General features: G+C 72.1%; 12 protein-coding genes. 9 read left to right on the top strand and 3 right to left on the bottom strand.

Features of this window, described 5'->3' with window-relative positions:
• Positions 1-9: 9 nt before the first annotated feature.
• Complete coding sequence (locus tag ABD223_RS04285; RefSeq protein WP_344034503.1) at positions 10-555, bottom strand: PadR family transcriptional regulator; 546 nt, start codon at positions 553-555, stop codon at positions 10-12.
• A gap of 165 nt (positions 556-720) precedes the next feature.
• Here ABD223_RS04285 and ABD223_RS04280 point away from each other — a divergent pair, with 165 nt between their 5' ends.
• The 3 genes from ABD223_RS04280 to ABD223_RS04270 all read left to right on the top strand — a co-directional run bounded on the left by ABD223_RS04280 (position 721) and on the right by ABD223_RS04270 (position 5,946).
• The gene (locus tag ABD223_RS04280; RefSeq protein WP_344034502.1) at positions 721-1,125 is read left to right on the top strand and encodes a DUF5318 domain-containing protein; all 405 of its coding nucleotides are present in this window, start codon (positions 721-723) and stop codon (positions 1,123-1,125) included.
• Positions 1,126-1,891: 766 nt separating this feature from the next.
• Positions 1,892-4,219, top strand: coding sequence for a transglycosylase domain-containing protein (locus ABD223_RS04275; protein ID WP_344034501.1), 2,328 nt, complete (start codon positions 1,892-1,894; stop codon positions 4,217-4,219).
• 152 nt (positions 4,220-4,371) lie between these two features.
• Positions 4,372-5,946 carry a glycosyltransferase family 87 protein gene (locus ABD223_RS04270; protein WP_344034500.1) on the top strand — a complete coding sequence of 525 codons (1,575 nt, stop codon included), beginning with the start codon at positions 4,372-4,374 and terminating at the stop codon, positions 5,944-5,946.
• On the opposite strand, the gene ABD223_RS04265 is transcribed toward ABD223_RS04270, so the two are convergent.
• Entirely contained in the window at positions 5,891-7,312 is a 1,422-nt protein-coding gene (locus tag ABD223_RS04265; protein ID WP_344034499.1) for a glycosyltransferase family 87 protein, read from the bottom strand. The two genes, ABD223_RS04270 and ABD223_RS04265, sit on opposite strands and share 56 nt — an antisense overlap.
• Positions 7,309-8,082, bottom strand: a complete 774-nt coding sequence (locus ABD223_RS04260; protein ID WP_344034498.1) for a deoxyribonuclease IV — start codon at positions 8,080-8,082, stop codon at positions 7,309-7,311. The genes ABD223_RS04265 and ABD223_RS04260 overlap by 4 nt, the downstream gene beginning before the upstream one ends.
• Positions 8,083-8,230: 148 nt before the next feature.
• Here ABD223_RS04260 and ABD223_RS04255 point away from each other — a divergent pair, with 148 nt between their 5' ends.
• The 6 genes from ABD223_RS04255 to rplI all read left to right on the top strand — a co-directional run bounded on the left by ABD223_RS04255 (position 8,231) and on the right by rplI (position 12,069).
• On the top strand, positions 8,231-9,241 hold the full coding sequence (locus tag ABD223_RS04255) for a hypothetical protein (RefSeq protein WP_344034497.1): 1,011 nt from the start codon (positions 8,231-8,233) through the stop codon (positions 9,239-9,241).
• A gap of 135 nt (positions 9,242-9,376) precedes the next feature.
• On the top strand, positions 9,377-10,309 hold the full coding sequence (locus tag ABD223_RS04250; RefSeq protein WP_344034496.1) for a trypsin-like serine peptidase: 933 nt from the start codon (positions 9,377-9,379) through the stop codon (positions 10,307-10,309).
• A gap of 126 nt (positions 10,310-10,435) precedes the next feature.
• Positions 10,436-10,789 carry a 30S ribosomal protein S6 gene (gene rpsF, locus ABD223_RS04245; protein ID WP_344034495.1) on the top strand — a complete coding sequence of 118 codons (354 nt, stop codon included), beginning with the start codon at positions 10,436-10,438 and terminating at the stop codon, positions 10,787-10,789.
• Positions 10,790-10,803: 14 nt separating this feature from the next.
• Positions 10,804-11,310, top strand: a complete 507-nt coding sequence (locus ABD223_RS04240) for a single-stranded DNA-binding protein (protein WP_344034494.1) — start codon at positions 10,804-10,806, stop codon at positions 11,308-11,310.
• Positions 11,311-11,357: 47 nt separating this feature from the next.
• On the top strand, positions 11,358-11,597 hold the full coding sequence (gene rpsR / locus ABD223_RS04235) for a 30S ribosomal protein S18 (RefSeq protein WP_344034493.1): 240 nt from the start codon (positions 11,358-11,360) through the stop codon (positions 11,595-11,597).
• A gap of 16 nt (positions 11,598-11,613) precedes the next feature.
• The gene (gene rplI / locus ABD223_RS04230; RefSeq protein WP_344034492.1) at positions 11,614-12,069 is read left to right on the top strand and encodes a 50S ribosomal protein L9; all 456 of its coding nucleotides are present in this window, start codon (positions 11,614-11,616) and stop codon (positions 12,067-12,069) included.
• Positions 12,070-12,236: the final 167 nt, after the last annotated feature.

The following is a 12,236-nucleotide window of genomic DNA, read 5'->3' as shown; positions in this document are numbered from 1 at the left end:
CTGCTTGAGTCATTCGTCCCGCTCGCGCTGCTCGGCCTGTTCGTGGGCGATCAGCTCGTTCAACCACCGCACCTCGCGCTCGGTGCTCTCCAGCCCGAGCCGGTGCAGCTCCCGGGTGTACCTGTCGATCCGCTCGCTCGTCGTCGATAACGAGTCGCGCAGCCCCTCCCGGCGCTCCTCGACCCGCCTGCGGCGGCCTTCGAGGATCCGCATCCTCACGTCGGCGGGCGTGCGGGAGAAGAACGCCAGGTGGACGCCGAACGAGTCGTCGTCCCACGTCTGGGGGCCGGCGTTGGCCAGCAGTTCGGCGAACCTCTCCTTGCCCTCCGCGGTGAGCTTGTAGACCTTGCGGGCCCGGCGCCCCCAGCGGGCCGCGTCCTCCTCGGGCACTTCCTCGACGATGAGCCCTCCGCGTTGCAACCTGCGCAGCGTGGGGTACAGCGTCCCGAAGGAGAACGCGCGGAACGCCCCCAGCAGCTCGGTCAAGCGCTTGCGCAGCTCGTAGCCGTGCATGGGCGCTTCGTGCAGCAGGCCGAGGATCGCGAACTCCAGCACGTAGCACCTCCGCTCGGTGAGCGCCGATGGGTGTGCTCACTATATCGGCGCGATACATCCGATCGCGCGTTATAAGTGTCGCGTGGCCCACAGTCGGGGGAGGGCCCGTGCCTACTGCCCTGAACGGCCCATCGAAGGGGTTGGGCCGCCACGTACTCTGGTCGCGTGCTGACCCAACGCCAGGTCGTGGACTACGCCTTGCAGCGCCGTGCGCTGCTGGCGGAGGTCTACGCGGGTCGAGTGGGCACGATGGAGGTGTGCGACGCCAGCCCGTACCTGCTGCGAGCTGCGAAGTTCCACGGCCGGCCGAGCGACGTGACCTGCCCGGTGTGCCGCAGGGAGCCCCTCACCCACGTGTCCTGGGTCTACGGCGACGAGCTCAAGCACGCGGCCGGGTCCGCGCGCACCGTCGACGAGCTCACGCGCATGGCGACCCTCTTCGAGGAGTTCACCGTGTACGTGGTCGAGGTTTGCCGCACATGCAGTTGGAACCACCTGGTGCAGTCATACGTCCTGGGAACGCGCGGCGTGAACACCCGCAAGCCGCGCAGGAGGACCGCGGCCGAGTGAACCTGCTCCGGCCCCGGGCGTCGCTCCACCGCGGAGCGGCGGCGTACGACCACCGAACCGCGTGCGCCCGCACGCCGGTCTGGGAGGCCATTTCGTGAACGACCAGCACGACGAGAGGCATCGCGGCGGGGAGCCGCAGTGGCCGACCGGGGAGGACCCGGACGGCGGCGCGCACCCCAACCGACGCGGAGCCGGTGACCAGCCGGAACGACCGAACACGCCACCCGGCGGGTTGGGTCGCGCCCCGGCGGACGGACCCGGCCCCCGGCACGGGACGCCCCCCGGCGGGTTCGCGCGTCCCCCCGCACCCGGCACGCCGCCCGGTGGGTTCGCCCACCCCCCGGCGCCCGGCACGCCGCCCGGCGGCGTCCCGCGAGCCGGGGCGCAGCCGCCGCGCCGACCGAACGGCCCCGGTGCTCCCGGCGGCCCTCATGGCCCCGGTGGTCCGAGCGGCCCCGGTGGCTTCGGCGCGCCCGGCGGTCAGGGTGGTCCCGGCGGCCCCGCAGCCCAAAGTGGCCCCGGCGGTCCCGGAGCACAGGGCGGCCCCGGCGGTCGTCCCGGCGCGCCGGACGCCAGCGCGGCCGTGGGCAGCGTGCCCGTCGGTCCGCCCCAGCGCCCGAACACCCCTCCCGGCGGCGTGCGCCGCCCCGGTGGCCCGGCGGGCCCGCTGCCGCCCGGCGGCCGTCCCGCGGCGGGAGGCCCCGGCGGTCCCCGCCGACCCGGCGACCCCGGCCGGCAGTCCCGTCCCGGCGAGGAGCCGACGGACATGCTGGTGCCGGTGCACCAGAGCCTGCCCCGCGAGCCCGAACTCCTCACGCACCGCGAGGACGAGGTCGAGCTGGAGCCGTTCTACGACGAGGACGAGTACGACTACGAGCTGTCCGAGGAGGAGGCCAAGGCCGTGCGCCGGAAGAAGCTCTGGCGCCGCGTCCGCCGGACCACCTACGTGGCGCTCGGCCTGATGCTCCTCGCCCCGGTCGTCGCCTTCGCCATCGCCTACCAGGTGGTCGAGGTCCCGAACCCGGAGGAGGTGGCGGCCGGCCAGAGCAAGGTCATCTCGATCCGCTACTCCGACGGCTCGGAGATGGCCCGGATCGCCCTCGGCGACGCCAACCGGACGCTGGTCGAGTACGAGGACATCCCCGACTCCATCAAGCACGCCGTCTTCGCCGCCGAGGACCCGACGTTCGAGTCCAACCTCGGCTTCGACATGCGCGCGATCGCCCGCGCGGTCTGGTACCAGGCCACCGGCCGCTCGTCCGGCGGCTCCGGCCTGACCCAGCAGTACGTCAAAGAGGCGACCGACCAGTCCGACGCCACGTTGACCCGCAAGTTCAACGAGATGGTCGCCGCCTACAAGATGTCGGAGCAGCAGGAGAAGCCCGACATCCTCACGGCGTACCTGAACACGGTCTACTTCGGCCGCGGCGCGTACGGCGTCAAGACCGCGGCGAAGGCGTACTTCGGCATCGACGACCTCCAGCAGGTCACGCCGTCGCAGGCGGCCGTGCTGGCGGGCATGATCCAGAGCCCGAGCCGCTCCGAGGAGCAGGCCTACGTCGAAGAGCGCTGGAACTACGTGATGGACCAGCAGCTCAGGTTCAACTGGATCGACTCGGCCTACCGGCAGGCGGAGACGCTGCCGGAGCGGGTCTCGGTGGGCGAGCAGAGCGGCCTGAGCGGCCCGCGCCTGCACATCCGCAAGCAGGTCCTCGACGAGATGGCCCGCGTCGGCTGGGACCAGGAGAAGGTCCAGAAGATCGGCGTCACGGTCCACACCACGATCGACCCGAAGATGCAGCAGTCGGCCGAGGACGCGGTGGCCGAGGTGCTCAACGGCCAGCCGCCGGACCTGAGGACCTCGCTGTCGGCCGTCGACCCGGCCAGCGGCGCGGTGCGGGCCTACTACGCGGGCTCGGACGGTGTCGGGCAGGACTACGCGCGCGACACGATCCAGGAGGCCGGCTCGTCGTTCAAGCCGTTCGACCTGGTGGCCGCGCTCCAGAACGGCAAGGGCCTCGGCAGCACCTACGACGGCCGGTCGCCGAAGAGCTTCGACATCGGCACGGACGAGCCGCTGGTGATCCGCAACGCCTCGGACCCCCGCAACACGTGCGGTGAGCGGTGCCCCGTCCGCAAGGCGATGGAGATGTCGCTGAACACCGTGTTCTACGAGATGGTCCTGGAGATCGGCACCCAGCCGGTGGCCGACGCGGCGTTCGCGGCGGGCATCCCGAGGACGGTGCAGCTGACGGGCCGGCCGGAGGACAAGCTCCTGGTCAACAAGGAGACCGGCGGGGCGCCCAACATCGGCATCGCGCTCGGTGGCGGCGAGGCCCAGGTGCGGCCGTTCGACATGGCGTCCGCCTACGCGACGTTCGCCGCGCGCGGCGTCCACCACGAGCCGTTCTTCGTCTCGAAGATCACCAAGGACGACGGCGAGGCGATCTACCAGCACGTCGACGTGTCGCGGGTGGCGTTCGACAGCGACCCGGTGAAGAGCCAGGACATCGCGGACAACGTGACCGAGGCGCTGAAGCCGGTGCTGAAGCACTCCAAGATCGAGTGCGCCGGCGGCCGCGACTGCGCCGGCAAGACCGGCACGCACGAGCTCCCGGACGACGCCAGCCAGAACTCGAAGGCGTGGATGGTGGGCTACACGCCCACGCTGTCGGCGTCGGTGTGGATCGGCAAGGACGCGGGCAACGTGGCGTTGCAGGACGCCGACGGCGACCCCATCTTCGGCAGCGGCCTGCCGGGCCAGATCTGGAAGAAGTTCATGGACAACGCCCTCGCGGGGACGGAGTCCGGGAAGTTCCCGAAGGCCAAGCCGATGGGCCAGTACGAGAACCCCAGGCCCGTCGTCACCACGACCAAGTCCACGAACCCGTCGCGCGACCGGGAGCCCGAGCCGGACGAGGACAACAACTCCAGCGCCCCGCCGACCAGCTCCACGACCACGCCGACCACGACGCGGCCGCCGCGACCGTGCACGGGCCTGGTCTGCCCGACCACGCCGACCACGACGCCCACGTCGGACGAGGAGGAGCCCGGCGGTCCCGGCAACAACATCAGACCGCCCGGTGGCGGGTGATCCACCCGTGAACGAGAAGGGCCCGGCTCGCGCCGGGCCCTTCTCGTTTTCCACCACCCGCCCGCCCGCACCTCGCGGTGAGGTCCGCCGCAGGCACGTCCTGAGGCGGACCTCACAGCCTTTGTTGACCTGTGCCCGTAGCATCGCTGCCCGTGGCCAGCCCTTCGCACCCCCAGGCGAACGCCGACGACGCCGACTCCCTCGGTCCCGAGGAGCGGGTCAACCCGACGTGGACCGAGGCGCCCGCCCGCGCGGTGAGCGGGCTGGTCGGCGGACCGGTCGGCAAGCACGCCCAGGTCGGCAGGCAGTGGTTCTGGACGCCGGTGCGCGTGGTGCTGCTGTTCGCGGTCGTGACGCTGGCGCTGGCGTGGTTCCAGAAGTCGCCGTGCGTCCAGCAGTACGTCGACGACAACGGCGTGGTGCAGCTGGACTGGCGGGGCAGCAGGCAGTTCGTCGCCCTGTGCTACTCCGACACCGTCCCGCTCTACACCGCGGAGCGGTTGGACAAGCCGGGGACGTTCCCCTACAGGACGTCCTGGGTGGACGACGAGGGCAAGCCGACGGCGCACGTCCGGTACATGGAGTACCCGGTGTTGACCGGCATGTTCATGCTGCTCAACGCCCGGATGGCGCAGGGCTGGACGGTGATCGCCCAGTCGGGCTGGCTGCCGAACCCGATGACCGTGATCGTGTACTTCAACATCACCGCGGTGTGGCTGGCGCTGGCGTGGCTGGTGACGGCGTTCGCGGTGTCCCAACTGGCCCGGCGACGACCGTACGACGCGGTGCTGGTGGCGATATCGCCGCTGGTGGTCGTGCACGCGTTCACCAACTTCGACACGCTGGCCACCGCGTTCGCCACGGCGGCCATGCTGGCGTGGGCGCGGAAGAAACCGCTGTTGGCGGGCGTGCTCCTGGGCCTGGGGGGTGCGGCGAAGCTGTACCCGCTGTTCCTGCTCGGGCCGTTGCTGCTGCTGTGCCTGCGGTCGGGGAAGCTGAAGTCCTTCTTCACCACGCTGGCCGCGACCCTGGTCACCTGGGCGGCGGTGAACGGGCCGATCGCGCTGCTGTACCCGGCGGGCTGGCGCGAGTTCTTCCGGTTGAACACCGAGCGCGGCGTCGACCCGGACTCGCTCTACAACGTGGTCGCGCAGTGGACCGGCTGGCAGGGCTTCGACCCGGGGCTGGTGCAGGGGCAGGCCCCGGAGGTGCTGAACACGGTCAGCGCGGTGCTGTTCCTGGTGTGCTGCGCGGCGATCGGGTACGTGACGCTGTCCGCGCCGCGCCGGCCGCGGTTCGCGCAGCTGGGGTTCCTGGTGGTGGCGGCGTTCCTGCTGACGAACAAGGTGTGGAGCCCGCAGTACTCGCTGTGGCTGGTGCCGCTGGCGGTGCTCGCGCTGCCGCGCTGGCGGCTGCTGCTGGCGTGGATGGCGGTCGACGCGCTGGTGTGGGTGCCCCGGATGTACTTCTACCTCGGTGTGGAGAACAAGGGGCTGCCGATCGACTGGTTCCTGGGCACGGTGGTGGCGCGGGACGTGATGGTGCTGGTGCTGTGCGCGCTGGTGGTGCGCGAGATCTACCGGCCGGAGCTGGACAAGGTGCGGCAGGCGGGCGACGACGACCCGGCGGGCGGGCCGTTCGACGGCGCGCCGGACCGGTTCGCGCTGCGGTTCAGGCGGAAGCCGGTTCCGCTCGACCCACCGGAGCGGGAGACGGCCGGCGTGTGAGCCGGCCGTCGGCGAAGGTCACCTCGGACCGCAGGAACACCAGGAACAGCGCCACGAGCAGCGCGGCCCGCCCCCACACCCCGATCACCACGGCCTGCGCCGCGAACCCGTCGTGGATGCCGGTCGGCAGGCCGGACTCGATGGCGTAGTACCAGCGGAAGATGCCGATGCCCATCGCGAGGTCCGCGGCGAAGTACGCCGCCACCCAGCCCCAGCGCACCCGCAGCAGCACGAACATCGGCACCAGCCACAGCGTGTACTGCGGCGAGTGCACCTTGTGCAGCAGGAGGAACCCGCACAGCATGGCCGCGGACACCGGCACCCACGGGTAGGCGCCCTCCGACTGGTAGCGCCGCCACCCGAGCAGGCAGGCCAGCGCGAACGACAGCAGGACGGTGACCGGCGAGAGCACCGACACCACCGACTGCATGGTCTCGTCCGCCATGAACGGCCGCATCGACCAGAACCAGATCGAGTTCGTGGTGATGTCCACCCGGCGCAGGCCCTGGAACGCGAACGAGGCCCGCCAGCCCTCCGGGCCCACCACCGCGAACGGCAGGTTGATCACCACCGCGGTGAGCACCGCCACCAGCGCCACCCGGGTCGCGCCCACCGGGTCGTACCGCTTGCCGACGGGCAGCTCGCGGCCACCGGGGCCACCGGTCAGCACGTACAGGCACAGGGGCAGCACGAAGATCGCCGGGTAGACCTTGACCGCGAACCCGACGCCGAGCAGCACCGACGCGGCCACCGCTCGGTCCACCAGCGGCCGTTCGCGCCCGCCCCGGCCGCGGTGCACCGCGTACACCGCCGCCACCGCGCAGAGCACGACCGGCAGGTCCCAGTTGTGGAACGCGTAGAGCACCAGCGGCGGCCCGAGCGCCCAGATCAGCGCCCGCCACCGGCTGAGCTTCCCGAGCAGGTACGCGGTCGCCAGGCCGAACGGCGCCATCAGCAGCGCCGAGAACAGCAGGAACGCCCCGTCGGTGTGCGCGAAGAACGCGCCCATCCAGATCAGCAGGCCGGTCAGCACCGGGTACTCGACCACCCCGCCGACCAGCACGCCCTTGCTGGTGATACCGCCGTTGACGTAGGGGAACACGTGCCGGTCGACGTCGCGCCCGATCCACAGGTGCTGGACGTCGGAGTAGCAGACGTCGGCCTTGTTGCGCTCGGCGTAGTCCGGCGCGCTGCGGCCCCACTGGTCGAAGGTCGGCCCGGTGCAGCGGTCCTTGTTGAGGAAGCCCGCGAACAGCGTGGCGCCGCACAGCAGGACCAGGGCGGCGAGCGCGACCCGGCCGAGCCCGGGCGCCGGTGGTCCGACGTCCGCGCGCCCGGGCGCGGCCGTCTCGCGCGTCGAGCTCATCGGCCCAGGTGCTCGCGGAGGAACGCGATGTCGGCGGCCTGGCCCTCGTGCGGCGTCTCGACCACGACCGGCGCGCCCGCGGCGGCGGCCACCGCGACGAGCTGCTCCGGGTCGATCGTGCCGGAGGCGATGTTGGCGTGGCGGTCGCGCGCGGAGCCGAACGGGTCGCGCGAGTTGTTGAGGTGCACCAGGTCGATGCGGCCGGTGATGGCCCTGACCCGGTCGACGACGCCGACCAGGTCCTCGCCGGAGGCGAACGCGTGGCACGTGTCCAGGCAGAACCCGGCGCCGAACCCGCCGACCGCGTCCCACAGCCTGGCCAGCATGTCGAAGGTCCGCGCCATGGCGTTGTCGCCGCCCGCGGTGTTCTCGATCAGGACCGGGGTGGCGAACCCGCCCTCACCGGCCTGCCGCTCGAACATCTTCCGCCAGTTGGACACGCCCTCCAGCGGGTCCTCGCCCTTGGTCACGTGGCCGCCGTGCACGACCAGGCCCTTGGCGCCGACCTTCGCGGCGGCCTCGGCGTGCTGGAGCACCAGCTTGCGGGACGGGATGCGGATCCGGTTGTTCAGCGACGCCACGTTCGCCACGTAGGGCGCGTGGACGAAGACGTCCACGTCGGAGGCCAGCAGCTCGTCGGCGCGCGGGTGCGCGGCGGGCGCCTTCCACCCCTGCGGGTCGGCCAGGAAGAACTGGACGACCTCGGCGCCGCGTTCGGCGGCCGCGCCGAGCGGGTCGTCGTCGCGGGAAACGTGGGCCCCGATGCGCATGCTGTGCAGGGTAATGGGGAAGGGCGGCACCGTGGCCGGGATGACCGATGTGGAAAACGCGGGTTCCGGGGGTGGTTCGCGTCACCATCAGGACCTACGCTCGTTACTTGTAAGTAGGAACGGCGCGCGGCGCACCAGGAGGCAGCACATGCGAACCCGGCTCACCCGGCTGTTCGGCGCGGTCGCGGTGGTGTTCGCGGCCGGCACGGCGGGCGTCGTGGCGAGTCCCGGCACGGCCGCGGCCGCGGAGCCGGTGGTCGTGGGCAGCTGCGCGGCGACGGTGCAGGGCGCGCCGGGCACCCCGGTGGCGCTGAGCCCCGGCGCGGTGCTCGACCCGGTGGTCGACCTGGTGCGCGCGGTGCCGCTGCTCGGCCCGCCGCTGGCCGAGCCGTTCAAGCGGGCTTTCACCGCGCTGCCGCCCATCCCGATCGGCTCGGTGCAGGTGGGCCGGACGGTGATCACCGGTGGCGAGATCGCGAACCAGGTCAACGCGGAGCTGAACAAGCTGCCGCTGCTCGGGCCGATCATCACCACGCTGACCGGTGCTGTTCGGACCAGGCTGACCGAGCTGTGCGGCGTCACGGTGAAGGTCGTGAACGGCGTGGCCGCGCCGGTCCAGGACGGGTCGGAGGCGCTCGCGGACGCCTCGGAGCAGGCCGTGGGCCGGGTCGTGTCGCCACCGCCGGGCAGCACGCCGCCGCCGCCGAACCCCGGCGGCACGCCGCCGCAGACCGGCCGGCCGGGCACCAACCCGGGCACCCCCGGCACGAGGCCGGACCCGCAGCGCCCGTTCACCCCGGTCGGCGGCGTCGGCGGCCTCGACGTGCCGCTGTACGGCTCGAACCCGTGGAGCGGGAACTTCGGCCGCCTGCCGCTGCTGAGCTACGGCTCCCTGCCGTTCGCCGTGCCCGGCCAGTACGCGCCGTCGCCGGGCGTGCGCTACGGCGGCGGGGTCAGCGGCTACCGGCCCGGCTACGAGCTGCCGAGCGCGGGCGACTCGGACGGCGTGCAGACCGCCGGCCACGCCCAGGCGCTGCCGGGCCTCGGCCGGATGGGCGGCGGGGTCGCGGCCCCGGTGCTGCTCGCGGTGCTGATGCTGGCCTGCGTCACGGGCGCGCTCGTGCGGACCTGGGTGTTGCGCCGGGCAGTCGTCGCCTGAGTTCGGGACGAGGTCCCGCTCCTCCGGAAGGCCCAACCGGTCCGGCCGTGGTTGCTGCGTTCGCCCGCCGATTGATCACGGCCGGCACTGGGATCGTCACCACTCGTCACCTCCGCGAGCCCCGAGGGGGATCCGATGGTCAGACGAGCAATGGTCGGACGAGCACTCGCCGCGCTACCCGCGCTCACCCTCGCTGCGGCCCTCACCGCGGCTTCGACCGCGGCGGCCACCGCCGCCCCGCCCTCCCCCGACACGCCGATCGCGAGCGACGGCCGCACCGGCTCCCCGCCGACGCCCGCCCACCGCGAGACCCCCGGGTTCGCCAGCACCGGCGACCCCGCCGACTCCTGGAACGTCCGCCCCGCCGCACCCGACCCGCGCGCGGCGACCCCCGACGGGCCCTCCGCCCGGTCGATCATCCCGCCGGACGGGCGCACGCAGGTCACCGCCACCACCACCTACCCCGCGAGCGCCGACGCCTACGTCACCTACACCAAGCCGAACGGCGCCGCGGGCTGGTGCACCGGCTGGCTGTACGCGCCGAACGCGGTCGCCACCGCGGGCCACTGCGCGCACTCCGGCGGCAGCGGCGGCGCGTGGAACACCAACTTCACCGTCCACCCCGGCCGCGACGGCAGCTCGTCGCCGTTCGGCAGCTGCGGCGTGACCAGCGCCCACAGCGTCACCGGGTGGACCCAGAACGCGAACCCCGAGTACGACTACGCGGGCTTCAAGCTCGACTGCTCGATCGGCAACACCACCGGCTGGTACGGCATGAGCTGGACCACCGCGTCGCTCGACGGCACCGCGGTCGGCAGCTCCGGCTACCCGCAGGACAAGCCCGCCGCCACCCAGTGGTCCACCTCCAGCTCGATCAGCGCGTCCCACACCCGCCAGCTCGCCTACCACCTGGACACCGTCGGCGGGCAGGACGGCTCGGTCGTCCGCGCGGCGGGGTGCTCGACGGTGTGCGGCATCGCGGTGCACGCGCACGGCCACGGTGACCACAACCGCGGCACCCGGATCACCGAGGCGGTGTTCGCGAACTACCAGAGCTGGAAGCTCTGAGCAGCCGCGACGGGGCCGCGGGGCGCACCCGCCGACGCCTGTTACGCTGGGCGGGTTGCTGACGCGACGACCCTCCTGCCACGGAACGTCCGTGGCCGCCGAGTCCACAGGAGGTGAGTGGTCTACATGCGTCATTACGAAGTGATGGTCATCCTCGACCCGAGTCTCGACGAGCGCACGATCGCGCCGTCCCTCGACACGTTCCTCAACGTCATCCGCACCACGGGCGGAAACGTGGAGAAGGTCGACGTCTGGGGCAAGCGCCGGCTCAGCTTCGAGATCAACAAGCAGGCCGAGGGCATCTACGCCGTCCTCGACCTGACCTCGACGCCCGAGGCGGTCAAGGAACTGGACCGCCAGCTGGGTCTCCAGGAGACCATCCTGCGGACCAAGGTCCTGCGGCGCGAGCCCGCCAAGGCCGCGAAGGCCGCTGCCAAGGCGGCCGCGAGGGCCGCCTCCAAGGCCACGGCCAAGGCGTAGGGGCTGCCCGGAACATGGCAGGCGAGACGACGATCACGGTGGTCGGGAACCTGACCGCCGATCCGGAACTGCGCTTCACCCAGTCCGGCGCAGCGGTGGCGAGCTTCACGGTCGCCTCCACGCCCCGGACCTTCGACCGCCAGAGCGGCGAGTGGAAGGACGGCGAAGCGCTGTTCCTGCGGTGCAACGTGTGGCGGCAGGTCGCGGAGAACGTGGCCGAGTCGCTCACCCGCGGCTCGCGCGTGCTCGTGACCGGGCGACTGCGCCAGCGCTCCTTCGAGACGAAGGAGGGCGAGAAGCGCACGGTCATCGAGCTGGAGGTCGACGAGATCGGCCCCTCACTGCGCTACGCGACCGCGAAGGTCAACAAGGTGAGCCGGGGTGATGGCGGCGGCGGCGGCTTCGGCGGCGGCGGCGGTCAGTCCCGCGGCGGTGGCAACGGCGGCGCACCGGCCGACGACCCGTGGGGCTCCGCGCCCCCGGCCGGCTCCGGTGGCTTCGCCGACGAGCCCCCCTTCTAAACCGCACCGCTCCACCACCACTCTTCCGCGTCACCAGGAGTACACACATGGCCAAGCCGCCTGTGCGCAAGCCCAAGAAGAAGGTCTGCGCGTTCTGCAAGGACCGCAACGCCAACATGATCGACTACAAGGACACCACCCTGCTCCGGAAGTACATCTCGGACCGGGGCAAGATCCGCGCTCGCCGGGTGACCGGCAACTGCAGCCAGCACCAGCGCGACGTCGCGGTCGCCGTCAAGAACGCCCGCGAGATGGCGCTGCTGCCCTACACCTCGACCGCTCGCTGAGAAGGGGGACGGAACAGTGAAGCTCATCCTCACCGCTGACGTGACCGGCCTCGGCGGCCCCGGCGACATCGTCGAGGTCAAGGACGGCTACGGCCGCAACTACCTGCTGCCCCGCGGCCTGGCGATCCTCGCCACCAAGGGCGCGGCCAAGCAGGTCGAGGTCATCCGCCGGGCGCAGGACACCCGTCGGGTCCGCGACCTGGACCACGCCAAGGAGCTGAAGGCGTCCCTGGAGGGCCTCGGCTCGGTCACGCTGAAGGCCAAGGCCGCGTCGGGCTCGAAGAAGCTGTTCGGCTCGGTCACCTCGTCCGACGTGGTGTCGGCCGTGCGCGCCGCCGGCGGCCCCGCGCTGGACAAGCGGGCCGTCGAGCTGTCCGGCCACATCAAGACGGTCGGCAAGCACTCGGTCAACGTCCGGCTGCACCCGGAGGTCACCGTCGCGCTGGCCGTCGAGGTCTCGGCCGCGGGCTGAACCGCCACCTGCTCGGCGTCGGAGGCGCCGTCCGACCGGTCTTCCCGGTCGGACGGCGCCTTCGCGCGTCAGGCTGTGGACAACTCTTGTGACACCCCGTGCGCGACACGCCGAGGAGCCCGTTGCGCGCGACACGCCGGTGGTGTGACAAAGGACTTTTCCACAAA

The sequence above is a fragment of the Saccharothrix xinjiangensis genome, from assembly GCF_039527585.1.
GTDB lineage: Bacteria > Actinomycetota > Actinomycetes > Mycobacteriales > Pseudonocardiaceae > Actinosynnema > Actinosynnema xinjiangensis.
Note: the sequence above shows the minus strand (reverse complement) of the source record. Positions and strands in the feature narration are given on the sequence as shown.

Bases quoted from the DNA above. Each gene is read 5' to 3' on its own strand.
- ABD223_RS04275 (WP_344034501.1), top strand. From the start codon at position 1,892: ATGCTGGTGCCGGTGCACCAGAGCCTGCCCCGCGAGCCCGAACTCCTC.
- ABD223_RS04265 (WP_344034499.1), bottom strand. From the start codon at position 7,312: ATGAGCTCGACGCGCGAGACGGCCGCGCCCGGGCGCGCGGACGTCGGA.
- ABD223_RS04260 (WP_344034498.1), bottom strand. From the start codon at position 8,082: ATGCGCATCGGGGCCCACGTTTCCCGCGACGACGACCCGCTCGGCGCG.
- ABD223_RS04255 (WP_344034497.1), top strand. From the start codon at position 8,231: ATGCGAACCCGGCTCACCCGGCTGTTCGGCGCGGTCGCGGTGGTGTTC.
- ABD223_RS04250 (WP_344034496.1), top strand. From the start codon at position 9,377: ATGGTCAGACGAGCAATGGTCGGACGAGCACTCGCCGCGCTACCCGCG.
- rpsF (WP_344034495.1), top strand. From the start codon at position 10,436: ATGCGTCATTACGAAGTGATGGTCATCCTCGACCCGAGTCTCGACGAG.
- ABD223_RS04240 (WP_344034494.1), top strand. From the start codon at position 10,804: ATGGCAGGCGAGACGACGATCACGGTGGTCGGGAACCTGACCGCCGAT.
- rpsR (WP_344034493.1), top strand. From the start codon at position 11,358: ATGGCCAAGCCGCCTGTGCGCAAGCCCAAGAAGAAGGTCTGCGCGTTC.